The sequence below is a fragment of the Streptomyces sp. NPDC026538 genome (assembly GCF_055567535.1).
The window spans coordinates 44,876-69,248 of the sequence record NZ_JBVHQG010000012.1; the positions used below are offsets into that span (position 1 = coordinate 44,876).

The 24,373-nt window shown below is 71.4% G+C and carries 17 protein-coding genes; 5 read left to right on the forward strand and 12 right to left on the reverse strand.

Annotated features, from left to right (window positions below; translation table 11 throughout):
* Positions 1 to 6: 6 nt before the first annotated feature.
* From ACZ4N4_RS36950 to ACZ4N4_RS36995, 10 genes are all read right to left on the reverse strand, one after another.
* Positions 7 to 1,971 (reverse strand): heparinase II/III family protein, encoded by a 1,965-nt coding sequence (locus ACZ4N4_RS36950; RefSeq protein ID WP_467597140.1) that lies wholly within the window; start codon positions 1,969 to 1,971, stop codon positions 7 to 9.
* Positions 1,968 to 4,154 carry a bi-domain-containing oxidoreductase gene (locus ACZ4N4_RS36955; protein WP_467597143.1) on the reverse strand — a complete coding sequence of 729 codons (2,187 nt, stop codon included), beginning with the start codon at positions 4,152 to 4,154 and terminating at the stop codon, positions 1,968 to 1,970. The genes ACZ4N4_RS36950 and ACZ4N4_RS36955 overlap by 4 nt, the downstream gene beginning before the upstream one ends.
* Before the next feature lie 15 nt (positions 4,155 to 4,169).
* A complete protein-coding gene (gene asnB, locus ACZ4N4_RS36960; protein ID WP_453563862.1) occupies positions 4,170 to 6,104 on the reverse strand; it encodes an asparagine synthase (glutamine-hydrolyzing) in 1,935 nt (644 codons plus the stop codon).
* Positions 6,105 to 6,107: 3 nt separating this feature from the next.
* The gene (locus ACZ4N4_RS36965) at positions 6,108 to 7,631 is read right to left on the reverse strand and encodes a Wzz/FepE/Etk N-terminal domain-containing protein (protein ID WP_467597147.1); all 1,524 of its coding nucleotides are present in this window, start codon (positions 7,629 to 7,631) and stop codon (positions 6,108 to 6,110) included.
* Entirely contained in the window at positions 7,628 to 8,998 is a 1,371-nt protein-coding gene (locus tag ACZ4N4_RS36970; RefSeq protein WP_467597149.1) for a YveK family protein, read from the reverse strand. Before ACZ4N4_RS36970 ends, ACZ4N4_RS36965 begins: the two co-directional genes overlap by 4 nt.
* Positions 8,995 to 10,260 (reverse strand): glycosyltransferase family 4 protein, encoded by a 1,266-nt coding sequence (locus ACZ4N4_RS36975; RefSeq protein ID WP_467597152.1) that lies wholly within the window; start codon positions 10,258 to 10,260, stop codon positions 8,995 to 8,997. Before ACZ4N4_RS36975 ends, ACZ4N4_RS36970 begins: the two co-directional genes overlap by 4 nt.
* Positions 10,250 to 11,566, reverse strand: a complete 1,317-nt coding sequence (locus ACZ4N4_RS36980; protein WP_453563852.1) for a nucleotide sugar dehydrogenase — start codon at positions 11,564 to 11,566, stop codon at positions 10,250 to 10,252. The genes ACZ4N4_RS36975 and ACZ4N4_RS36980 overlap by 11 nt, the downstream gene beginning before the upstream one ends.
* Positions 11,567 to 11,648: 82 nt before the next feature.
* Positions 11,649 to 13,127, reverse strand: a complete 1,479-nt coding sequence (locus ACZ4N4_RS36985; RefSeq protein WP_467597155.1) for a sugar transferase — start codon at positions 13,125 to 13,127, stop codon at positions 11,649 to 11,651.
* A gap of 1,642 nt (positions 13,128 to 14,769) precedes the next feature.
* On the reverse strand, positions 14,770 to 15,132 hold the full coding sequence (locus tag ACZ4N4_RS36990) for a signal peptidase I (RefSeq protein WP_365793256.1): 363 nt from the start codon (positions 15,130 to 15,132) through the stop codon (positions 14,770 to 14,772).
* Positions 15,133 to 15,571: 439 nt separating this feature from the next.
* Positions 15,572 to 17,089 (reverse strand): hypothetical protein, encoded by a 1,518-nt coding sequence (locus ACZ4N4_RS36995; protein WP_467597157.1) that lies wholly within the window; start codon positions 17,087 to 17,089, stop codon positions 15,572 to 15,574.
* Positions 17,090 to 17,317: 228 nt separating this feature from the next.
* On the opposite strand from ACZ4N4_RS36995, the gene ACZ4N4_RS37000 reads away from it, so the two are divergent.
* From ACZ4N4_RS37000 to dhaK, 4 genes are all read left to right on the forward strand, one after another.
* Complete coding sequence (locus ACZ4N4_RS37000; protein WP_467597159.1) at positions 17,318 to 18,178, forward strand: class II fructose-bisphosphate aldolase; 861 nt, start codon at positions 17,318 to 17,320, stop codon at positions 18,176 to 18,178.
* Positions 18,179 to 18,180: 2 nt separating this feature from the next.
* Positions 18,181 to 19,044, forward strand: coding sequence for an HAD-IA family hydrolase (locus tag ACZ4N4_RS37005; RefSeq protein WP_467597161.1), 864 nt, complete (start codon positions 18,181 to 18,183; stop codon positions 19,042 to 19,044).
* A 22-nt stretch (positions 19,045 to 19,066) separates the two neighbouring features.
* A complete protein-coding gene (gene dhaL / locus ACZ4N4_RS37010; RefSeq protein WP_453563834.1) occupies positions 19,067 to 19,723 on the forward strand; it encodes a dihydroxyacetone kinase subunit DhaL in 657 nt (218 codons plus the stop codon).
* A gap of 74 nt (positions 19,724 to 19,797) precedes the next feature.
* The gene (gene dhaK, locus ACZ4N4_RS37015; RefSeq protein ID WP_467597164.1) at positions 19,798 to 20,793 is read left to right on the forward strand and encodes a dihydroxyacetone kinase subunit DhaK; all 996 of its coding nucleotides are present in this window, start codon (positions 19,798 to 19,800) and stop codon (positions 20,791 to 20,793) included.
* A 73-nt stretch (positions 20,794 to 20,866) separates the two neighbouring features.
* Here dhaK and ACZ4N4_RS37020 read toward each other — a convergent pair whose 3' ends face one another.
* On the reverse strand, positions 20,867 to 21,835 hold the full coding sequence (locus ACZ4N4_RS37020) for a D-2-hydroxyacid dehydrogenase family protein (RefSeq protein ID WP_467597630.1): 969 nt from the start codon (positions 21,833 to 21,835) through the stop codon (positions 20,867 to 20,869).
* Between the two features lie 506 nt (positions 21,836 to 22,341).
* Here ACZ4N4_RS37020 and ACZ4N4_RS37025 point away from each other — a divergent pair.
* Positions 22,342 to 22,806, forward strand: coding sequence for a hypothetical protein (locus ACZ4N4_RS37025; RefSeq protein ID WP_467597166.1), 465 nt, complete (start codon positions 22,342 to 22,344; stop codon positions 22,804 to 22,806).
* Positions 22,807 to 22,869: 63 nt separating this feature from the next.
* Here ACZ4N4_RS37025 and ACZ4N4_RS37030 read toward each other — a convergent pair whose 3' ends face one another.
* A complete protein-coding gene (locus ACZ4N4_RS37030) occupies positions 22,870 to 24,153 on the reverse strand; it encodes an MMPL family transporter (protein WP_467597169.1) in 1,284 nt (427 codons plus the stop codon).
* Positions 24,154 to 24,373 lie beyond the last annotated feature (220 nt).

Consider the following 24,373-nt stretch of genomic DNA (forward strand, 5'->3'; position numbering starts at 1 on the left):
GTCCCCCTAGCCGCGGAACCTGAGCACGGTGGTGAACCCGTCCGCGCCGTCGGCGGTGCCGGTGCCGGTGCCGACCAGCGTCGTGGTGGGTTCCTTGCGCCCGAATCCCGCGGAGTACCAGCCGAGCGGCGGGTCGGTCTCGCCGCGATGCGCCCGCCAGGACAGCTGACCGGGCAGGTCGAGCACCGCGGAACGCCCCTCGCCGTCCCGGATCCAGGTGAGCACCGCCCGGTTCCCCACCAGGTCCGCGGCGATCGCCGGGCCGAGGTGGAACGCCAACTGCACGGCCCGGTACGGACCGCGCACCTCGTCGACCACCTTCAGCTCCTGGCTCGCGGCCGTCAGCTCCACCCGACGGCGATGCACGGCGCCCTGGTACCCGTCGTGCTCGGCACACCAGCGAGCCACGTCCTCGCCGGAGGTGTCCGCGGCCAGGACGCGGGTGCGGGCGTGCCGGGTCCACAGGAACGGGCCGCCGGAGACGGACTGGTCAACGCCGTCCAACTGCAGCGTGTTGTGGCCGAGGGTCGACCGGAAGTACTGCCGCCACGCGGGCTGCCCGTGGTAGCAGAACGTTCCCGGGTCGGCGAGCACGTCGACCCCGTCGTGCCGGACCTCCACCGACAGCGCGTCCGCGTGGGCATGCGCGGCGATGGACAGGAAGCCGTGCGGACCGCCGTCGCAGCGGCACCAGATCTCTCCGGGTCCGCGCAGGATGGTGAGCCCCGCGTCGGCGAAGTGGGCCGGCCGGCGAGTGGGGCGGGACGCGGCCGGTGCGGTTCCGTCCTTCGGGTACGGCCGGATGAGCGCGGCCAGCAGCGGGGTGCGCACATCGGTGCCGGTCACCGCCGGCCACCAGGCGAGCCGGCCGAACACGGCGTCGCCGGTGGCAAGCAGCGACGCCCAGCGGTCGGTGCCCGAGCCGTCCACGACCAGACCGTGCCCGTCGTCCGCGTCCCCCTGGCGCGGCGGCCGGAGCCGGCTGTCCACGACGGCCGCGAGGGCGTCGGTCATCCGCAGCAGCACCAGCCGGACGGACGGGGGGACGGACACGCCTGCGGCATCCGCCTCGGCCACCGCGGCCAGGCCGAGTTCCAGCACGAGTCCGTGGTACTCGGTGGCCAGCTCGCGGTTGAGACCGGAGGCGAAGGTGTTGCCGCGCAGGTGCCGCTCCAGCGACCGCAGCGCGTCGGCTCGCCAGCGCCCCGAGGAGGGGAACCAGCCGAACGCGCAGGCCGCCGCGAGCTGCCCGGCGGCCTCGGCGATGACGTGGTTGTTCGCCGAGGACCCCCGGCTGGGGAAGGCGGCCAGCCAGCGCTGGTGGTGCCAGATCTGGTTCAGCGCCACCGGGTTGTCCTCGAACAGTCCGGCCGCACCCGGCCAGTCGTCGAGCAGCCGGCGGATCCACACCCAGGACAGCAGCCGGATGCCCAGCTCGATGCCGCTGATCCAGTGCACGCCCCGCAGCGGGGGGTTGGCCGTCCACCACGACCGCAGATGCTCGGCCACGCGCTCGGCGTACCGCTCGTTCCCGGTGACCGCGTAGGCGGCGGCGAGCACGGTGAGGTACTGGTGCCGGGACAGCTCCCAGATCTGCTTGATGTCCCCGACCGCGTCCTCGTTGCGGTACGGCACGTCGAAGGCGTAGCCCCACGGAGCCCGGCGCCCGGTCTTCGGGTCGCACCACCAGTCCGGGTCGGTGAGGTCGTCGCGGACCACCCCGAAATACTCGACGTGACCGTACATCAGCCGGTCCGCCTCGGCGACGAGACGTTTCGCGGCGTCCGGTGGCACCGCGGCGATCATCCCGGCGGGCAGTACCGCGGTGAACCGGGCGCCGGTCACGCTCGGGCAGTCCGGTGGGGCGGACCGCCACCGCCGTCTGCGCAGCGTGTCGCCCGCCCGGCCCGCGACCTCGCGCGGCCCCATCCGGGACAGCCGCCGCAGGTACCAGCCCGCGCTCATGGTCATCGTGCCCTCGCCAACGTCACCGGCGCACCGCCGGCCAGGCCGGTCCGCACGGCGAGGGTGGCCGCCGTGGTCGCGACCAGCGACTCGAGCGGCACCGGCATCGGGCCGCCGGTCCGCACGGCCTTGATGAACGCGGCCAGCTCGGCGTTCTGGCCCTTGTCCCGGGCCTTGGGCAGCCGTGAACTGACCCACCGTTTGGGGCCGTGGACCGAGGCACGGACGAAGTCGTCGAGCCGCAGCACCTTGCCGTCCGCGACCAGGTCCAGGGTCTCCTTGGGGAAGCCGGGCGCGCCGGTGGTGACGTAGCTGATGGTGGCCGTGGAGCCGTCGGGGTAGCGCAGCACGACCTGAAGGTCGTCGTTGCCGGACGTGGCCACCGCGTAGACCGAGACCGGGTCGGCCTCGAGCAGCCAGCTCGCCGTGTCGATGAAGTGGCCGCCCTCGCCGGCGAACCGCGAGCCCTCGGTGCCCTGTTGGAGGTACCAGCTGCCGTGCTGCAGCCGGCCGGCGTTGACCAGGTAGCGCAGACTCGCCGGCCCGGTCCGGACGCCGAACCGTTCTCTGGCCTCCTGCAGCAGCGGCGCGAACCGCCGGTTGAAGCCCACCTGGAGCCGGTCGTTGCCCGACTCCTCCACCGCCGCGAGCACCCCGGCCAGTTCGTCCTCGGTGAGGGCCAGGGGCTTCTCCACGAACACCGTCTTGCCGGCCAGCAGTGCCTTGCGGGTCAGTTCGGCGTGCGAGCTGTGCCGGGTGACCACGAACACCGCGTCAACGGACTTGTCGCCGAGCACGGCGTCGAGGTCGGTGGTCGCGTCGGCGAAGCCGAACTTCCGCTGCGCGTTGGCCGCGGAGAGCGCCGTCGTGGTGACGACGGTCGACAGCTCGACGCCGTCGCGCTGCGCCAGATGTGGCAGCAGCATCGACGTCGCGTAGTTTCCGGCGCCGAGGAATGCGAGGCGTACCGGTGACTTGGCGGCCCGGGCCGGGGCGGACGGTCCCCCGCTGCGGGTGACCGCGGGCACGGCCACCGACGGGGCCGCCGCCTCCCCTTCCGCCGCCGGTTCGGGGTACCGGAACAGCACGGCCACGGCCTTCAGTTCGCCGTCCTTCAGCCGCCGGTACGTGTCGACCGCGTCGTCGAAGTCGGCGACGTGGGAGACCAGGGGCTCCACGTCGACGCTGCCGCGGGCGACGAGGTCGAGGAAACACGCGAGGTTGCGGCGTTCGGTCCAGCGCACGTAGCCGATCGGGTAGTCGCGTCCTTCCAGCTCGTACTCCGGGTCGTAACGCCCGGGGCCGTAACTGCGGGAGAACCGGACGTCGAGTTCCTTCTCGTAGTACGCGTTCCACGGCAGGTCCAGGCGGCACTTGCCGATGTCGACGACCCGGCCGCGGTCCCGGCAGAGCCGGGCGGCCAGCTCGACGGGCTGGTTGCTGCCGCCGCCGGCGGCCAGGTACACCTGGTCCACGCCGTGCCCGTCGGTGAGTTCGGCGACGGCGGCTTCCACGGCCGCGGACGCGGGGTCGCCGCAGGCCGCGGCGCCCAGGCGCTCCGCGAGTTCGCAGCGCGTCGGGTCCGGGTCGACGCCGACGACGCGGACCCCGGAGGCGCCGAGGAGCTGGACCACCAGCTGCCCGATCAGGCCGAGGCCGATGACCAGGGCCACCTCGCCGAGCTGCGGCTCGCCCTGGCGGACGCCCTGCATCGCGATCGACCCGACGGTGCCGAAGGCGGCGTGGCGCGGCGCGAGACCGTCCGGCACCGGGGTGTAGAGGTTCTTCGGCACCCAGTTCAACTCGGCGTGCAGCGCGTGCTCGTTGCCGGCGCAGGCCACGAGGTCGCCGACCTTCACGTCGTCGATGCCGGCGCCGACCTGCTCGACGACCCCGCACAGCGAGTAGCCCAGCGGCGTGTAGGAGTCCAGCTTGCCCATCACCTTGCGGTAGGTGGCGGGCACCCCGTTGGTGGCCACGCTCTGCATGACCTTGGCCACCTGGTCCGGCCGGGAGCGGGCCTTGCCCAGCATCGACATGCCGGCCTCGGACACCTTCATGAGCTCGGTCCCGGTGGAGATCAGCGAGTAGGCGCTGCGGACCAGCACTCCGCCCGGCTTGCACCCCGGTACCGGAACGTCGAGCACCGCCAGCTCGCCGCTCTTGTAGTTCTGTACAACCTGCTTCACCGGAACTCCTGATTCCTAAGCCGTCGACCGAGTGCTCTGGGCGGAGCCAGAGGTCGCGTCGCGATACCAGTACTCGAGGGTCAGTACGTGCCACAGATGTTTGGAGAAGTCCCGCTGCCCGGCGGCGTCCTCGGCGACCATGCGCGCCAGCGCGTCCCGGCGCAGGAACCCGGAACTGACGAGCACACCGTCGTCGACCACCTCGCGCACCAGCGGTGCCAGATCCCGGCTCATCCAGGCCCGCAGCGGGGCGCTGAACAGGCCCTTGGGCCGGTACACGATCTCCCGGGGCAGGATCGAGGTGGCCGCCTCCTTGAGGACGGCCTTGCCCTGCCGTCCGACGATCTTGCGATCGCCGGGCACGGCGAACGCCGCCCTGACCACCTCGACGTCCACGTACGGCACGCGTACCTCGGTCGAGGCGGCCATGCTGGAGCGGTCCGTGTAAGTGAGGTTCAGGCCCGGCAGGAACATCCGGGCGTCGGTGAGGCACATGCGGTTGACGAAGTCGTCGAGGTCGTTGTCCTGGTAGACGTCCGCGTGCTCGGTCAGCACGTCCTGGACCGTCCCGGCCAGGTCCGGGTCGAGAAGGGCGAGCAACTCGTCCTGGTCGTACATGGTGTAACTGCGCCGGAAGGCGGTCTCCTCGGGCAGATCGGCGAAGGAGAGGAACCGCTTCGCGAACCGCACCGACCGGTACCCCCGGCGGGCCGTGGCGACCGGCAGCCGGTCCACGGCCGCGGACACCCCACGCCGCAGGGGCCGCGGGACGCGCTGGTAGCGCAGCGCGATCAGGTTGGCGAGGTGCTTGCGGTAACCGGCGAACAGTTCGTCCGCGCCCATCCCCGAGAGCATCACCTTCACCCCGGCCTCTCTCGCGGCCGAGCAGATCAGGTACGTGTTGATCGCGGCAGGGTCACCGATCGGCTCGTCCAGGTGGTACGTCATCCGCGGCAGCAGGTCGAGCACGTCCGGCGCGATCTCGATCTCGTGCAGGTCGACGCCGAACCGCTCGGCCACCTGCCGGGCGTAGCGCAGGTCGTCCGGCATCGCCTCGAACCTGGCGTCCTCGGCGCGGAACCCGATCGTGTAGGCGGAGATCCCCGGCTGGTGGCGGGCGGCCAGGGCGGTCAGGTAGCTGGAGTCGAGGCCGCCGGAGAGGAAGGTCGCCACGGGTACGTCGGAGAGCAGGTGACGCCGGGTCGACTCCTCGACGATGGCCGCCAGGTCCGGCTGCTCGCCGGCCAGGACCCGCTCCCGGCCCTCGGCGGCGACGTCCTTCAGGTTCCAGAACCGGCCGCGCTCCACCCGGCCGTCGGGCCGGCACCTCAGCCAGCTCCCCGGCGGCAGCTTCTCCGCTTCGCGGAACGCGCACCGTGAGTCCGGCACCCAGTAGTACAGCAGCGAGGCCACCAGCGCCGCGTGGTCCACCTCCAGCGACCGACCGGTCGCGACGGCGAGTGCCTTGAGCTCGGAGGCGAACACCAGGCCCCCGCCGCGCCGGAGCAGGAAGAGCGGCTTGATGCCGAGCTGGTCGCGGGCGAGCACCAGGTCACCGGTGCGCTCGTCGAAGACGCCGAACGCGAACATGCCGCGCAGCCGGGGCAGACAGTCCGTGCCCCAGCGCCGCCAGGCCTCCAGGAGTACCTCGGTGTCGGAGGTACCGCGGAAGCGCACCCCGGTGGCCGCCAGTTCGGCACGCAGCTCGGGGGCGTTGTACAGCTCGCCGTTGTACGTCAGGACGAGGCCGTCCGAGACCATCGGCTGGGCGCCGGTGTCGGACAGGTCGATGATGGCCAGCCGGCGGTGCCCGAGGTGCACTTCGCCGTCACGTACGGGGTGGCTGTACCTGCCCGCCCCGTCCGGACCGCGGTGGGCGAGGGTGTCGGTGAGCCGGTCGGTCACGACCTTTCCGTCCGGCCATCGGTAGGTGCCTGCGATGCCACACATGTCCTACCGCACCTCCTGGTCGTTGTCCGGGCCGCGGGCGGCCCACACCGGCTGCCGCTCCGTCCGCCGCTGGGCCGCCGCCCCCGCCTGCCGGGCCGGCGGCTCGCTCCGGCCGCGCAGCGCGGTCCCCAGCCCGTCCCACAGGGTGCCGTCGGTCCGGTCGCGCGGATCGGGGTCGATCAGAACCACACCGATCACCGGAATGCGCTGGTCCGCGAGCTGTCGCGCCACGGTGTGCAGCCAGGCGGCGCTGCCGTGTCCGGCACGCACCACGAGCACGGTCCGGGTGCCTAGGTACCGGAGGTCGGTCCAGGCCGTGCCGGGTGCCACCGAGCCGACGCCGATCCGGCGCTCCTGAGGTGACAGGGTCGCGGCACGCTCGCCGCCGACCACGGTCGGGTCTCCCGGCTTCTGGCGTCGGCCCGCGAGCTGCGGGCGGGGCAGGCCGTCGATGACGGTCACCGGTCCCTCCGCCGCCACGGTCCTTGCGAGGTCCAGGGCGAGCACGCTCGTGCTGCGCGCGCAGCCCAGTTCCAGCAGCGACACCGGTTCCGTGGAGCCGCGCGTGGTGCGGGCCAGGGTCGCGGTGAGCCGCTCGCGGGTCAACCGGGTGCGGCGGCGCTGCCACGGCCTTCCCTTCCGGCGGGGCAGCTCCGCGATGACCGAGGCGCCGAGGTTCGCCGCGATGTCCCGGCGCAGCACCGGGCGGTCCGCCACCACCGTGCCGACCGCGGCCAGCGCGAGCCCGAGGACGAGCCCGAGGACGAGCCCGATCGCGGCGTCGGTGGCCAGGGCCTTGGGCAGGGAGTGCCGCAGCGCGCGCGGGTTGTCCACGATCTGCGTGCCGGCGACGACCTGGGGTGTGCCGGTCCGCGCGTCCGCGGCGCGCTCGTCGAAGTCGGCGATGCGCGAGTTGAGTTCGGCGCGGCGGGCGAAGAGCGACTCGAGGCTCGCCGACGCTTTCGGGTCGCTGTCCGCCGATTGGCCTCCGATCTCCTTGTTGACCTGGGCGAGTTCGTCCCGCATACGGTCACGCTGGTCGAGCAGGGCCTGGGCTTCGGCCTGCGCGGTCTTCCGCATCCGCTGCACGTGGTCCGCGACGAACGCGTCGGCCAGCGCCTTGGCGCGGGCCACCGCCTGGGCGTCGCTGTCGCCTGTCACGGTGATCTGCAGCAGGTTGTTGGTCAGGCCGGTGCCTCGGTAGTCCCGCATGAAGTCCTCGGGTCTCTCCGGAGACTGGAGGGACTGCAGGGCCTTGCCGGCGATCTGCGTGGTCTGCAGCAGCTGGACGTCGGTGCGGATCAGGGTTCCGGTGTCGTTCGGCTGGTCCTCCGCGTGCGCGACCAGCACTTCGGTCACCGCGGTCGGCGACGGCGGCATCAGGACCGCCAGCGCGGCGCCGGCCAGCAGGCCGAGCAACGCCATGGCGTACCAGAGGCGGCGGCGCCTGCGCACCGCCACCACCAGCGCCTGCAGGTCGAGAAGCGGAGTGGCGGCCGACGACTCCGCAGTCGTGCTCGTCGTCACGCTGAACCTCCCGTTGCATGGCCGCGGACCGCGAGCGCGAGTGTGGCGTCGTCCGGAGGTGGGCCGGCAGACCGTGTCTCACGGGCGCGGACCGGGTCGGCGACGACGATGCCGAGGACCTCGTGCCTGCCGTCCGCACATGCCTCGGCGATCCCGGCGAGCTCCTCCGCGGTCCAGCTGCCCGGGCTGAGGACGACGAGGGCTCCGGACTCGGTGTCGCGGTCCGGGACGATCGGCCGGTCCGCCGAAACCTCCACCACCCGCAGCTGCGGATCGCCCTTGGCCTCGGCGACGAGCTGTCCGGCGGCCCGGCGGGCGATCTCGTCGCCGTCCGGTACGACCACCAGCAGCCGCCGGGGAGAGGGCAGTTGGTCCCGGAGGCGAGCGCACACCCGCCGGTAGCGGATCCGTCGGCCGGCCTCGTCGTCGGACCGCTGCGGGGTCGGCACGTCCCACGGGGTGCCGACGCCGAGGAGTCGGCGGATCCAGCCCGGTCGGCCACCGCCGTCCGGCCGGTGCGCGCCGCGCCGTTCACCGGGCACGTCGACGGTGCCCAGCAGTGTCGAGCCCAGCGCCGCGGCGATCTCCGTTTCGGTGCGCAGTCGGCGATTCATCCGTGCGGCGGCGAGGTGGCCGATGACCGCGAGCAGGAAGAACAGCAGCGCTCCTGCGACGATGAGCTGGATCCTGGTCGGCGGGGCCTCGCCGGTCGGCCGGGCCGCCGGCCCCATGACGACCATGCCGGCCTTGTTGGTCGCCGGGTCGGCCTCGTCCAGCTTCGTGATGGCCTCCTCCAGCGAGGTGCTCAGCTTCTCCAGCTCCGTCCGGGCCTGTACGCCCTCCACGGTCTGTCCCGGATCGGCCGCGTCGGCCAGGTCGGTGATGCGGCGGTTGGTCTCCTCGACCTGCTTGCGCAGCGCCTCGGACTCCGTGGCAGCCGCGGAGTCGGTGCCGCCGCCCACGATCCGCGCGGCGAACTTGACGAACTGCTGGGCCAGTTGGTCGGAGAGCTGCTGCGCGCGCTTCGGGGTCTCGGCGGTACCCGAGATCTTGATGATGTTCCCGTCGGCGGCCGTGGCGGTCACGCGGTCCCGCAGTTCGGCGCCGCTGACGCCGCTCCAGCCGAGCGAGGCGGCCGCACGGTCGACCACCGTCGAACTGGTCGCGACGTCGACCTGGGTCAGCAGCTCGCGCTCTTCCCACTGCCCGGGCAGCAGGACCGACGCCGACGTCGTGTACCGCGGCGGAAACACCACCGAGGCGCCGTAGCCGACGAGCGCGCCCACGACGGCGAAGACGGCCAGAAGCCGCCAGCGCCGACGGAATATCCGCCCGATGGTGACCAGACGTATCGATTCCTCGCTCAACTGCGCTGCCTCTTCCCTGTTCGAACCGGATCGGCCGCCGACACCGGGGTGTGGTCACGGCAGGCGGCGGCGTAGGCGGCGAGCAGCGACGCTTGCGAGTTCTGCCAGGAGAGCGGTCCGCTGACCCGCTCCTGGCCGATCTTGCCCATCCGGGCCCGCTTCTCCGGATCGTCCAGGAGCAGCGCGATGAGCGCGGCGAACTCGGCCTCGTCGTTGGCAGGCGCGTAGACGGCGGCCTCTCCGGCGGAGACGCGCGCCTCCTTCAGGTCGAACGAGACGATCGGCCGGCCCATCGCCATGTACTCGAGGACCTTGTTCATCGTCGACACGTCGTTCAGCGGATTGCGCGGGTCGGGGGAAAGGCAGACGTCCGCGGTGGACAGGTAGCGCACCAGTTCCTCGTCCGGGATGCGCCCGGTGAACTGGACCTGGTCACCGAGCCCGAGCCGCCGGGACAGCTCCACCATCGCGTCGAAGGCGTCGCCGGAGCCGACGAACACCGCGTGCCAGTCGGTCCGGCCGATCCCGTCGCGGAGCTCGGCAAGGGCCCGCAAGGCGTAGTCGACGCCGTCCTGAGGGCCCATGACGCCGAGATAGCACAGCAGATGAGGCTTGCCGTTCTTCAACTCCGGCTCCGGCGGCACCGGTTGGAAGCGTTCGATCGCGGGCGCGCTGCGCACCACGAAGACGTCCTCCGGCCGCCGGCCGCCACGGCGCACCGCGACGTCCCGGTAGCTCTCGTTCGTGGCGAGGACCACGTCGGCGGCCCGGTAGGTCCGCCGTTCCAGCGCGCACACGGCGCGGTAGAGCAGGTCCTTGCCGCGGTCGAACCGGGACAGGTACAGCTCGGGTACCAGGTCGTGCTGGTCGAAGACGAACCGTGCGCCGCGCCGCTTCAGCCACAGGGCCGGCAGGAACAACAGGTCGGGCGGGTTGCAGGCGTGGACCACGTCGACCGGGCCGACCTTGCGGGCCAGCCGGGCCGTGTGCCACAGCGCCGATCCGTACTCCTTCAGGTAGCCGGCCGGCCCTCCGGTGGCCGCGCGCAACGGGTAGCGGTGGATCCGCACCCCGTCGATCTCCACCTCCGGCTCCGTGTCCCGTTTGCTCCCCTGCGGACAGATGACGTGCACCGCCCAGCCCGCGTCGCGCAGCGTCGTGCACTCCTGCCACACCCGCCGGTCGAAGGGCACCGACAGGTTCTCCACCAGGATCAGCGCGCGCCGGCCGGAACCGTCGCCGCTGACTGCGTTACCAAGCAAGGCCCATGTACCCCGGTTCGGTCCGGCGCGTCTCGGCGTCGGGAAGGCGGATGAGGTCGACGATCACCGGTCCTTCGCCATGGGGCAGCGCCGACAGCACGGCCGGGTCCCTGGTCCCGACCAGGCACACCTCGGCGTGTTCGAGCACCTCGTCGACGGAGTCCGCGAGCAGCTGCGCGAGGTGCGGCAGCCGGCTCTCGATGTACTCGCGGTTCGCGCCGAGCAGCCGGGAGAGGCTCACGTTGGCGTCGTAGATCTTGATGTCGTAACCCTTGCCGAAGAGCCGCTCGGCCAGCTCGACGAGCGGGCTTTCGCGGAGGTCGTCGGTACCGGGTTTGAAGGACAGCCCGAACAGGCCCACCCGGCGCCTGCCGGTGCGCTCGACCAGGTCCACCGCGCGCTGCAGATGGTCGGAGTTGGAGGTCAGCACATGGGCGAGGATGGGGACCGAGACGTCGGCCCGCTGTGCCGCGTGGACCAGGCTGCGCAGGTCCTTGGGCAGGCAGGAGCCGCCGAAGGCGAAGCCGGGCCGCAGGTAGGCGGGGCTGATGTTCAGTTTGCGGTCGGCCAGGAACACGTCCATCACCTGGTGCGAGTCCACCCCGAGCGCCTGGCACACCGCGCCCAGCTCGTTCGCGAAGCCGATCTTGAGGCCGTGGAAGGCGTTGTCCGCGTACTTGATCGCCTCGGCCGTCGGGACCGGTACCCGGAACACCTCGCCGGGCAAGCCGTCGTACAGCGTCAGCACGGTGTCGCCGCTTGCCGGGTCGAGCTCGCCGATGACGGTCTTGGGCGGGTCGAAGAAGTCCCGCACGCTCGTGCCCTCGCGCAGGAACTCCGGGTTGACCGCGACCCCGAAGTCCACCCCGGCCGTGCCGCCGGTGTTCTTCTCCAGGATCGGTACCAGCAGGTTCAGGCAGGTGCCCGGGAGCATGGTGCTGCGGAACACGACGGTGTGCCGCCCGCCCCGCTCGGCCAGCGCCGCGCCGATCTGCTCGGCGACCCGTTCCAGGTACGTGGTGCACAGGCTGCCGTTGGGCTCCGAGGGCGTACCCACGCAGACCAGTGACACCTCGCTGTCCATGATCGCCTCGCGGACGTCGCAGGTGGCGCGCAACGTTCCGGTCCGCACGACCTCGGCGATGAGCTCGCCGATACGTTCCTCCACCACCGGGGCCTTGCCGTCGTTGACCAGGTCGACCTTCACCTGGTTCACATCCACCCCGATGACCTCGTGACCCATGCCGGCCAGGCACGCGGCTGACACGCAGCCCACGTAGCCGAGCCCGAAAACGCTGACTCTCATGACCCGTTTCTCCCCCCAGGCAGGCCCTTGTGGCCTGCGGTCCGCTCGTCGGCGGAACCCTTGAGCCGCAGCCCCCCGCGCATCAGTAGGCCCCCTGCCCATGGAGCACCGCACGCATCGTCTTCCACAAGATCACTGTGTCGAGGGCGAGCGACCAGTCCTCCACGTACCGCAGGTCGAGGCGGACCGCCTCCTCCCACGGCAGGTCGCTGCGTCCGCTGATCTGCCACAGGCCGGTGAGCCCGGGCTTGACCAGCAGCCGCCGCCGGATGTCCGGGCCGTACTCGGCGCACTCCTCCGGCAACGGAGGCCGCGGCCCGACGAGCGACATCGCTCCGGTGAGCACGTTGAAAAGCTGCGGGAGTTCGTCGACCGAGTACCGGCGCAGCACTGCTCCCACCCGGGTCACCCGCGGATCCCGGCGGAGCTTGAACAGCAGGCCCGCGCCCTCGTTGCGGTCGGCGAGCTCGGCACGTGCCCGGTGGGCCCCGACGGCCATGGTGCGGAACTTGAGAATCGTGAACTCCCGGCCGTTCTTGCCGACCCTGCGCTGGCGGTAGAAGGCCCCGCCGCGGCTGTCCAGCAGCACGAGCAGTGCGGCGACCACCATCAGCGGCGCGAACAGCATCAGCAGGACCGCCGCGCCCACCCGGTCGACGACCTCCTTGATCGCCCGGCGGCCCCCGGTGAAGGTCGGCAGGCTGACCCGCAGCAGCGGGATCCCGAGCACCGCGTCGACGTGCAGCCGCGGACCGGCCACCTCCATCAGCACCGGGGCCACGACCATCTCGGCATCGCTGCCTTCGAGGTTCCAGGCCAGCCGCTGCAAGCGTTCCGGTGTCCAGTGCGGGTCCGGTGTGACCGCGACGACACGGTAGCCGTCGTGGCGGACGTGCTTGGCGGCGTCCGACAGCCGGCCGACGACCGGCACTCCGTCCAGTTCGTCACCGTCCAGCCCGCGACCGTCCGTCGTGCACACCGCCTCCACCCGCCAGCCGATGTGCGGGTACTTGCGGGTTCGGCTGATCAGGTCGCACACGGTGGCCGGGCTTCCGGCCGCGAGCACCGGTCTCAGGCACCGCCCTTCCTTCCGCCGCTTGTGCAGACAGAGGCGGAGCAGATACCGCGCGGTCATGGTGACGAGCGCGATCGCGGGGATCGCGACGAAGATCCAGAGCTTGATGTTGCGCGAGGTGAGGGCTATCCCGCCGAGCGCCAGTACGACGGTCGCCGCGAACAGTGAGCGTCCGAGCCGGCGGAATTCCTCGGCTCCCTGGCCGAGCACGGCCGGAGCCCACGACCGGCCCACCGCAAGCGCCGACAGCACCAGCAGCTCGGTGCCGAATGCGAGGATCCCCCACTTCTCGTGCCAGTTGGCCGCGTCCCGGGCCCCGAAGAATTCGCCGATCCCCGCCACCACGAAGGCGGTGGCCACGGTATCGCTGATGATCACGGTACGGCGGTACCGCTGCTCCCACTCGATCGCCGGCCTGCTGATTGACCCGTCCGCCAGACGCCCGCGCGCCGACGGAAAAGGGCCGACTAGTCCCCCCTGTCGCACAGAAACCCCCCGGTCCCCAGTGGTTCGACATGGTGCCCTGACACGGTTCCCACCGTCGGGAGGCCCCCTCCCCCCGTATGCTTCCGCCCCCGGAAAGCCCCCCGGCTCCCCGCGCCGCGCCGTTCCTTCCACGGGTGGCCCCCGCCCCCCGCGTATGACATCCCGGCTACTTCAGCGCTACTCGAACAACCCGCCCTTGTCGCGGCGGACTTGCATGCCGTGCCAGGCTCCCGAGGTGCGCGGGAGCCGGTCGAGACCTCGGGTGCTCCCCGCACCCGAAGCCCCTTTCGGGCCCCAGGAGTTGATCACCCCCACGTCTGGCGCCGGACACGCTGCCACTGGCCGTCTGTATCGACCGACCCATAGATCATCATTTGTCGCCTCGTGTCCCAGCATGCGAAGCACGGTCAATCTAGACCATCAATGCCCGTCTGAAGAGGGGGCCGTGTGGAATTTGTGCTCACGATTTGAAGCCGGGTCAACAAACGGGCGGGCACCCGTGGAGGCCTCGGCGACCGAGGACATGCCGTGTGACCTCGGACGACACGAGTTCGCCGAGCTGCCGGCACCGGCGAAACCCCCGGGCGTGCCGGAACTGCCAACTCGGCCGCGATCAACGCCTGTTCGGCGGATTTCCGTCGGTAGGCACGGGGTGGCGGTTGCGGGGCGGGCGGGCGACGGCACATGTGAACCGATCTTCACAGCTCTGCTCGCGTGAGCAGAGACCGAGGGCGACCTCGACCGGGTCGGCGCCGTCGGCTCCGCGATCGCGCGCTCACCGGCACGCCGTCGGCCGGGCCCGTTCGGAACAGAGCGTGGTGCGGGCGGGGTGTAACCGGCCAGGGCCCGGGCGCCGTCGTGCAGGGCGGTGAGCGGGTCCAGCAGGGAGCGCACGGCCGGCGAGAGCATCTCGTACTCGCGCCGGGCCGCCAACCGGTGCAGCGCCTATATGAGCAGGTCCCGGTCCAGCGGCCCCCGGATGTCGAAGGGCATCGGCTCGTTGTAGGCGGCGCCGGCGTCTCCGTCCATGCGCGCCATGACCCACAGTTGCTCCCGCGCCGGCGACAGGGGGGCGGAAGATGTTCCTTTGTCCGGGTGACGGGTGACTGCGGTTCGTGGGGAAGACACGGATTACCCTTCACGGGAAGAGAACGCACGGAAATCGGATTCCGCACCCCCGAAGGATCAATGGTTCACGCACATCGCGTGCGGGTATGCCCGGCATGGCCGTTTTCGAGCGATTCGGCGCGGCCAATTCCCTTGCGGAGCCGATGTATGAAAAGTGCGGCGCCCCACGCCGGGCTTCGGGTCGTTATCCTCACGGGTTGCGGCGCTTCGCGCGTGCTTCTGGGCAGCGCCTTTCCTTTGCCAGAACTCCGCACAACTGCGTAGATGCGTGCGGAGGAGCGGTTGAGGAAGCGTCCGCCTTTTCCGGCCACCCCTGCGGTGACTCATTTCCGCCAATAATAAATGGATACCGATTAGGCAGTGAACGGTGACCCGCGCCACACTTTGTCGGCGGTGCGGGACCCCATGTCACTCTCCATGCCCGAACGGGCGCCGGCCACCGGTTTCACAGATGTTTGGGCAAAAGGGAGGCTTTTCGCTGTCCGTTCTGACGCACGTGAGGTTCGCGGGCCTCCTATGGTGCGGCGTATCCGGACACAGAAGGCCAGCGCAGGGTCAGCACCACGGAGTCGTCCTCGGCGGCCCAGGAGTGATCCACTCCCTGGCCCCAGACGACGTAGTCGCCCTGCTCTTCCAGCAGCACGCTACGACCGGGGAACTCCACGCGGAAGCGGCCGCTGATGAGAACCAGGAGAGCTGTCCGCACCTCGCCCTTCACCCACTGAACTCGTCGCTCACCACGTGGGTGGACACCCCATTTGACCTCGACGGCGTGGCTGTGGCGAGGATCGCCGTGCTCCTTGAAGTGCCCGAGCAGCCATCCCCGGTCCACCGTCGCGTCCTTGCCCGCATTGCCCACGTACACGCCGTCTTCCATGCGCCGGAACGCTAGCAGCCGTCCACTGTGTCGGCCGCGGCGCGATCAACGCTTCCGGAACGGGGCGATGTTCGGCACATGTCGAAGCCCCGGCCAGATCCGCCTCGCCCCGGCCGAGGCCTCTTCCCGCGGGCTTCAACGCGTTCTGGGGGATGGTGGCGGTTACCGAGGGCGAGGCGCACAGACTGCCCGACGTCGTGACGAAGGGCACGGCCAGCCCTCTGACCGGTGCGGTCGCCTCATGATGGACGGAATCGTCAACTACAACACCCCCTCGGGCTGACTCCCTGTCGGGGCGTTCGACGGCTCCCGGACACGGCTCGCGAAGACCTCCCGTGGCGATATGGACAAGGCGGCCTCCCGGAAACGCGACGCGGGAGGCCGCCTCTTCACCAGGGTGTCGGCCCGAGCGCGGTGGTGGATCGAGCCTCGGCCACCGCTACGGGGCCAGGGTGTCCCCGAAACGGGCGTCGGGCACCGGGGCGCTCAGGGCGCCGCCGTTGAAGGACCAGGATCCGCTGCCGGCGGGGCCGTTGTTCGTGCCGGGGAAGACCCAGGCGGCGCCGTCGTTGGTGTCCTCGCCGGGCGCGGAGGCGATCAGCTCGGCCTTGCCGTCCTTGTTGGCGTCGATGAGCCGGAGGGCGCCGCCGAACCAGTCGCCGTTCTCGTTGTCCCCGGGAACGGACGGCGTGCTCTGGCTGTAGCTGACGAGGCCGCGCGGGGTGAGTCCGTTGGAGGTACCGCGCACCACCCACGCCGTGCCCGGGTCGGTGAGGCTGTTGATGTCGTTGCCCGGTGCGCCGATCGCGGCGTCGGCGTAGCCGTCGCCGTTCACGTCCGCCACGGTGACGGCACCACCGAAGCGGTCACCGATCTTGTCGTCTCCGGAGGCGCCGATGGTCGTCTGGTCGAAGTGCTGGTCGGCGTCCGGACCACTCAGGCCGCCGGGCCCGCCGAGGAAGACGTCGACGGTGCCGCCGTCGACCAGGACCTCGTTGAGGTCGTCACTGTCGGTCGGGGAACCGAAGACCACGTCGGGGTAGCCGTCGTTGTTGATGTCGCCGGAGGCGCCCACCGGGCCGCCGCGCAGCCCGCGGCCGTACGTCAGCCCGTCGGGGCCGCCGCGAAGGTAGCTGGCCGCGCCGAACGTCGCCACGGGATTCACCGATTCGTAGTCGGTGAAGGTGCCGAGCAGGACCACGTCGTCGGAGCCGCTCTGGTCGTAGTCACCGGAGGTGAGGCCGGTGGGGGTGAAGTCCTCCGCCCACTTCCAGTCCATGGGAGTGGCCTGGAAGGTGTGTGTGCCGCCGGCGCCGGCCTCGAAGTCGTAGGTCTGCAGGGCCTTCCCGGTCAGGAGGGCGAGTTCGGTGCCGGAGCCGTGGAAGCGGCCGGTGGCCAGGCCCAGTCCGAAGTGTCCGCGCACCGACGGTGCGCTGTCCTGCAGCAGAAGGGCGCCGGTGGCCTGCAGCCCGTTCGCGGAGCCCCACAGCACGACCGCCGCCCCGGCGTCGGTGGTGGTCCCGATGTCCCTGCCGGGCATGCCGACGACGAGATCGGCGTAGCCGTCGCCGTCCAGGTCTCCGGAGGTGGTGGTCCGTCCGAAACCGTCGTCGGTCTGGGCGAGCCCCGGTATGCCGGGGGTGCTCAGGCTGAACGTCGCCCGGCGGGACGTGGACAGGCCGCTCGCGGACCCGTACAGCACGGCGACGTAGCCGGCACCCTTCTGGGCGCTGACGGTGCCGCCGGGGGCGGAGATCACGGCATCGGGGTAGCCGTCGCCGTTGAAGTCGTCATGGGCCGCCTCCACGGCCGCGGGAGCGGCGGGCGCCGGAGTGGCGGTCACGGTGATCGTGGCGCCGATGGTCAGTAGTACGGTCGCCGCGGCCGGCCCGGACAGCAGGCTCGCTCGGCCGCGGGGGGCTCTGGACGTTCTCGTGGTGGAACGCGTACTGCGCACTTCGTGGCTCCTGGGATCTCGGCATGGCCGGTCGGGATGGAGTCGCGGGGGTACGGCGAGGGCCCTTGCCCACCGCCGCGGTGTTGGACCGGGGACGGGCCCCGAGGGTTGTGCCCTGCCCCGCCCGAGAATCCGGAACCGGAGCTTCGAGGCCGGGACGGCCAAAAGTGGCGGCGGATGAGGGGCTGACGTGGAATGGGAGAGCGGGGGCGAAGACGTGGAGGCCTCGTGGGTGTGACACCGCTGACCGAGATCCTCGCCAAGCCTTTCGAGGAGCGCTACGCCGTACCGGCCATCAACGTGTTCAACGACCTCACGCTGGAGGCCGTGCTGGCGGCCGCGGTGGAGAACGCCTCACCGCTCATCGTGCAGACCTCGGTGAAGACGGTCAGGTCCATCGGCAGCGACGTGCTCCATGCCATGTGGACGTCGATGACCGCCGGCATCGAGGTGCCCGTGACCCTGCACCTGGACCACTGTCCGGAGCGCGAGGTCATCACCGAGTGCCTGCGGCAAGGATGGAACTCGGTGCTCTTCGACGCCTCCAGGCTGCCGGTCGAGGAGAACATGAGGCAGACCGTCGAGGTCGTCGCGGAGGCTCGTGCGTTCGGGGCCGCGGTCGAGGGCGAGATCGAGTCGATCACCGGCGTGGAGGACGGGGTCGGCAGCGACATCGCCGCCGAGCGGCAGGACCTGGCGGTCGCGCTGGAGTTCCTGAGGACCACGCGGGTCGATGTCTTCGCACCGGCGATCGGCAACGCGCACGGGTCGTACAAGCAGGCGCCGGTGCTCGACGCGCAGCGCGTGTCCGACATCGTGGCGGCCTACCCCGTGCCCATCGCACTGCACGGCGGCAGCGGGCTCTCCGACGAGCAGTTCCGCGACCTGATCTCCCGGGGGTGCGCGAAGGTCAACATCTCCACCGCCCTCAAGGAGACGTACATGAAGTCGAACCTTGCCTTCCTGCGGACGGCGGAGGAGCGGCAGAAGTGGGATCCGCCGTCGCTCTTCCGGGACGTCCGCCAGGACGTCATCGACCTGGCCGGTTCGCTGATGAGGCTCTTCGGCAGTGCCGGGCAGGCGAGGTAGCCGTGCCCGCGCTCGTCTTCGACTGCGACGGCGTTCTCGCCGACACCGAACGCGACGGTCATCTGCCCGCCTTCAACCGGACGTTCGAGGAGTTCGGCCTGCCGGTGCGGTGGAGCGAGGAGGAGTACGCGGAGAAGGTGAAGATCGGCGGCGGCAAGGAGCGCATGCGCACGCTGCTGACCCCGGACTTCGTCGCCGCCGCCGGTCTGCCCTCCGATCCGGCCGCACTCGACGAGCAGGTCGCGGCCTGGCACCGGCGCAAGACCGAGATCTATACGGCCATCATCGGCGGCGGGAGCATTCCGCCCCGGCCCGGCGTGCGGCGGGTCGCCGCGGCGGCACACGAGGCCGGGTGGACGCTCGCGGTCGCCTCCACCTCGGCGGAGGCGTCCGTCCGCAGCGTGCTCGAACTCGCCATGGGCCCGGAACTGGTCCCTCACTTCAGTGTTTTCGCCGGGGACGTGGTCCCGCGGAAGAAGCCCGCCCCGGACATCTACGCATGCGTCCTGCAGCGGCTCGACCTGGATCCCGCGACCGTCGTCGTGATCGAGGACAGCCGTAACGGGCTGCTGGCCGCGCTCGGCGCCGGGCTCGCCTGCGCGGTCACGACCAGCGCCTACACGGGCCAGGAGGACTTCACCGGGGCCTCCTTGGTGGTCACCTCGCTGGGCGATCCGCCGCCGGAGGAAGTCGTCAGCCGTGTGCTGAGTGATCCGCTCGGTGTCCGCCCGGGGCCCTGGGTGGGGCTCGCGGACCTCGCCGCCCTGCTCGGCACCGGTGGCGACGTGGGCAGCGCCCCGGCGGATCCGCCCGTGGACGCCCCACCCGCCTCCGGGCAGCCCGCTCCCCGTCCCCGACCGCACTGACGTCGCGGCAGTCAGGAGAGTCATGCCATCGTCATCGACGCCCGCAGACGACCTCGCGTTCGTCGTCCGGACCCTGGCCCGGACCGCGGTGGACAACGAGAGGGCTTTCAGCGACCTCGACGCCGTCGCGGGCGACGGGGACTTCGGGTACTCGCTCGCCCGCGGCTTCGAGATCGTGCTCGCCGACTGGGACTCCTTCGTCTCGGAGACGCCGGCCGAACTCCTGAAGAAGGTCGCTCTCGTGATCTCCAAGCGGGTGGGCGGCACCTCGGGGCCACTCTGGGGCACCGCCTTCCTGCGGGCCGCCGGGGCCGTGAAGGACCGGCCGGAGCTGAACGCCGCCGACGCGGTGGCCATGCTGCGGGCCGCCGCCGAGGGAATCAAGGCGCGAGGCAAGTCCGACGTCGGTGACAAGACGCTGCTCGACGCGCTGATACCGATGACGGACGCCCTGGAGCGGCGACTGGCCGACGGGGAACCGGCGGCCGGCGGTGCGGAGCTGGCCGCCCTGGCCGCCACGACCGCCCGTGCCGCGGCCGACGCGACGGCACCCATGCAGGCCCGACGCGGCCGCCAGAGCTACACCGGTGAGCGCAGCATCGGCTCGCCGGACCCGGGTGCGGTGGCGGTCGCGGTCATGGCGGAGCGCGTCGCCGCCGAGTGGGACGCACGCGACTGACCGCGGGCACCGGAACCGGGCGCCCGGACCGCCGCCCGGCACCCGGGACCGGCAGGACCAGGAGGAGTTACGGCATGAAGAAGTTTGTCAACGACCCGAAGGACTACGTCGCGGAGATGCTGGAGGGACTGGCCCTGGCCAACCCCGGCACGCTGAAGTACGTGCCCGAGTACAACCTGATCATGCGTGCCGATGCTCCGCAGGAGAACAAGGTCTCGATCGTGCAGGGCTCGGGATCCGGCCACGAGCCGGCACACGTGATGACCGTCGGCAAGGGGATGCTCGACGCCGCCTGTCCGGGCGACGTGTTCGCCGCGCCGCCCGCCGACTTCGTCTACGAGACGGTCAAGCTGGTCGCCTCCCCGAAGGGCGTTCTGCTGCTGGTCAACAACTACACCGGGGACCGCATGGCGTTCGAGATGGCCGAGGAGCTGTCCCAGGCCGACGGGGTGACCGTCCGTACCCTCTTCATCGACGACGACGTGGCCGTACAGGACTCGACGTACACCGTCGGCCGGCGCGGGGTGGCCGGCAACTTCTTCGTGATGAAGGCGGTCGGTGCGGCCGCCGAGCGGGGCGCGGACCTCGACGAGGTGTACCGGATGGGGGAGAAGGTCAACTCCGTCACCCGCACCATGGGCATGGCGCTCACCGCCTGCACACCGCCCGCGAAGGGCTCACCGCTGTTCGAACTGCCCGACGACTCGGTCGAGATGGGCGTGGGCATCCACGGCGAACCGGGCCGCAGGCGCGAGAAGCTGCGGTCGGCAAACGCGATGGTGCGGGAGCTGGTCAGCGCGGTCGTGGACGACCTGCCGTTCTCCTCCGGTGACCGCGTCGCGCTGATGGTCAACGGCCTCGGCGGCACCCCGATCGGCGAGCTGTACCTGGTGTACGGCCTGGCCCACAAACAGCTGGCCGAGCGTGGCATCGAGGTCGGGCGCAGTTACGTGGGCGAGTACTGCACCTCGCTCGACATGGCCGGCGCCTCCGTCACCCTTGTCCGGCTGGACGACGAGATCTTCGATCTGCTCACCGACCCCGCCGAGATCCCGATCCGGGTCTTCTGAACTCGTGCGGTCGACGACTGCGCCCGCGACCTGAGCCGGAGGACCCGCCGAGGGCCGTCCGGCGCCCTCACCGTCACCCCGACGGCGTCAGCTGCCGGACGGGGGTACCGGCGAGGAAGGCGGTGATGTCCTCCACCGCCTGCGAGTAGAAGGTGCGGTAGTTGCTCTCGCTGACGTAACCCAGGTGCGGGGTGGCGAGTACGTTCGGCAGGGAACGCAAGGGGTCGTCCGCGGGCAGCGGCTCGTTTTCGAACACGTCGAGCCCCGCCCCGGCGATCCAGTTCCCGCGCAGCGCGCGCAGCAGCGCCGGCCGGTCGACGATGGCCGCGCGCGAGGTGTTGACCAGGTAGGCGTGCGGCCGCATGGCGCGCAGCTCCGCCTCGCCGAGCAGGCCGCGAGTCCGCTCGGACAGCACGAGGTGGACGGAGACGAAGTCGCTGCGGCCGAGCAGGTCCTGCTTGCTCCGGGCGAGTCGCGCTCCCGCGTCGGCGGCGCGCTCGGCGGTGAGGTGCTCGCTCCAGGCGAGGACCTCCATGCCGAAGGCGGTGGCCACCCGTGCGACCCGCGTACCGATCTTGCCGAGTCCGAGCAGGCCCAGGGTCCGGCCGTGGAGATCCTGGCCCACGGTGGACTGCCAGGGGCCGCCTTCGCGCAGCGACCGGTTCTCGGCCGTGATGTTCCGGGCCAGCCCGAGGAGCAGGGCCCAGGTCAGTTCGACGGGCGGGGTGGGGCTGCTGGCCGTACCGCAGACCGTCACTCCACGGGCCGCCGCGGCCGGCAGGTCGATGGAGGCGTTGCGCATGCCGGTCGTCACCAGCAGACGCAGCCGGGGCAGCCGGTCCAGGAGGCCGGCGTCGAAAGGGGTGCGTTCGCGCATGATCACGGCGATCTCACAGTCCGCGAGTTCGGCGACGAGCCGGTCCCGGTCGGCGATGTGCTCGCGGACCGTCCGTACCTCGACACGGCCGTCGAGGGGGCTCCAGTCCGCCAGGGCGAGAGCGGCGCCCTGGTAGTCGTCCAGTACGGCACAGCGAAGGGTCATGCGGACGTTCTGCCTTTCCTGCAGGGACACCGCCGGGAACAGGGTGTCGCCCGCGAGCACGGCGGGGCCGAACTGGCGGGCGGGGTTGGCGACTCCACCGGAGAGCGTGCCGAAGGCGATGATCCGCGCGGTGATCAGGGTACCCACCGCCCACGGGGTGAACGGATCGAGCCGCCGGCCGATCGGCCCCCGTCATGGCGGCCCGGGAGAAGTCCCGGCAACACCTGGCGAAGTCCCGGGAACGCCTGGGAACGAACGGGGAGGCTCTTGGAAGTTGTTGGTCACCACTGTCATGCTGCAGCCGTGGGAGCTTAGCGCCGTGCGGCGACGTAGCGACGAACACAGGCGATCCACACCGGTATGCGGGTGTTCACGGACCGTGGGCTGACCACGGCGGCGCGAGCGCCGTTGGCGGCCTCCTCGCCGAAGCGGTCCGAAACGCCCCTTACGGCCGGAGAGCCGCTCGGCTCACCCCGTGCCCGGACAGAGCTGGAGAGACGCAACCCATGGCCGACGAACCGCCGTTCATCGACGAGCACACCGTGTTCGTGAAGGCCTCCTCCGCCGTCGTGTGGCAGGCACTCGTGACGGTGTACGGCGGCCGTGGGTCCGCGGGTCCGTCCGGTATGGAGGGGTACGGGCACCTGGTGGGCGCCGAACCGCGGCGGCGCTCCGGGGAGCCGCTCGCCGAGGGTTCGACGCTGCCCGGCTTCGAGGTGGCGGAGTCGGCACCCGGGCGTCTGGTCCGGTTCACCGGCCGGCACCGGTTCTCGCGGTACGCGCTGGTCCTGGCCCTGGCGGAACGGGACGGCGGGACGGTGCTCGGTGCGCGCACGTACGCGGAGTTCCCCGGGCCGGCGGGCTGGGTCTACCGGCAGCTCGTCATCGCGTCCGGTGCGCACGCCGCCCTGATGACCCGTCAGCTCCGTGCCGTACGGCGCCGGGCCGAGGCGTCCGGGCCGGCTCGGTGAACTCCCCTGTCGGGCAGGCGGGTTGCCATGCCTGCGCAGTGGTGCGGACCCTCGGAGTTCGGGTCAGCTCGCGGCCACCTGGTGCTCCTTGCGCTCGGGTTCCACCGGTGTGTGGCGCGGCAGCTTCGCGCCCTCGACGTCCACGTCGGGCATGATGCGGTCGACCCAACCGGGCAGGCCCCAGGCGCGGCGGCCGAGCAGGGCCATCACCGCCGGTACGAGCGTCATGCGGACCACGAACGCGTCGACCAGGACGCCGAACGCCAGGGCGAAGCCGATGGACTTGATGATCGGGTCGTGGTTGAAGACGAACCCGCCGAAGACCGCGACCATGATGAGGGCGGCGGCACTCACCACCCGGCCGCTGCGGGCCACGCCCTGGGTGACCGCCTCGGCGGCGTCCCCCGTGTGCTCGTGGTGCTCCCGCATGCGGCTGACCAGGAACACCTCGTAGTCCATGGCCAGTCCGAAGAGCACGCCTATGAGCAGGACCGGCAGGAAACTGGTCACCGGGCCGGCCGAGGGGATGTCGAGGACGCCGTTGAGGTGGCCCTCCTGGAAGACCCACACGGTGGCGCCCAGGGAGGCGGCGACCGACAGCAGGAAACCGAGGGCGGCCTTGACGGGGACGAGCAGGGACCGGAAGGCGATGGTCAGCAGGAGCAACGCCAGGATCACGATGATGGCGACGAACAGCGGGAGTGCGGCGGACAGTTTGCCCGCCACATCTATCGCGGCGGCCGTCGTACCCGCGATGTAGAGGGTGCCGCCCGCCTTGCCGACGGTGGACGCGTTCTCGCGCAGCCGGTGCACCAGATCGGTGGTCGCCCGGGCGTCCGGACCGGTCTTGGGGACCACGGCGACGACGGCGAGGGTCGAGTCGGCGTTGGTGACCGCCGGGGCGACGACGGCCACCCCGCGGTCACCGGCGAGGGTCTTGCTGAGCGACTTCACGGTGGACGTGCGGTCGGCGGCCGGGATTCCGTTCATGTCGACCACGGCGGTCAGCGTGGCGTTGAAGCCGGGCCCGAAGCCCTCCGTCAGCAGGTCGTAGCTCTTGTGCTGGGTGCTGTCGACGGGCTGCGAGGCGTTGCTGGGCAGGCCGAGGCGCAGATCGCGGGCGGGCACGGCGAGTGCGAGCAGCCCGACGGTACCGGCCAGGAGGACGAGCAGGGGCTTGCGGGTGACCGCGCGGCCCCAGGCCAGACCCCAGGAACCGGGGATGCGCTGCCGCCCCGGGCGGCCGTCGGCGGGCTCGGTCCGCCGCGCGCGGGGACGCAGCCGTTCGCCGAACAGGCTCAGGACGGCGGGTACCAGGCTGACGGCGACGAGTACGGCGAGCAGCACCCGTTCCTGACCGTCATGGGCCTGGCCGCGGCGGCCACGGGGCCTGCGAGAGCGTTCCAAGGCACGCCGCCGGGAGGCGATCCTCAGGTCGGCCTACCGGCTGTTCGCCGACCGCGGCTTCGAGGCGACGACGATCGCCGACATCGCCGAGGCGGCGGAGGTCTCACCGCGCACGGTCACGCTGTACTTCCCCTCCAAGCTGGAGCTGGCGACCTCGCGG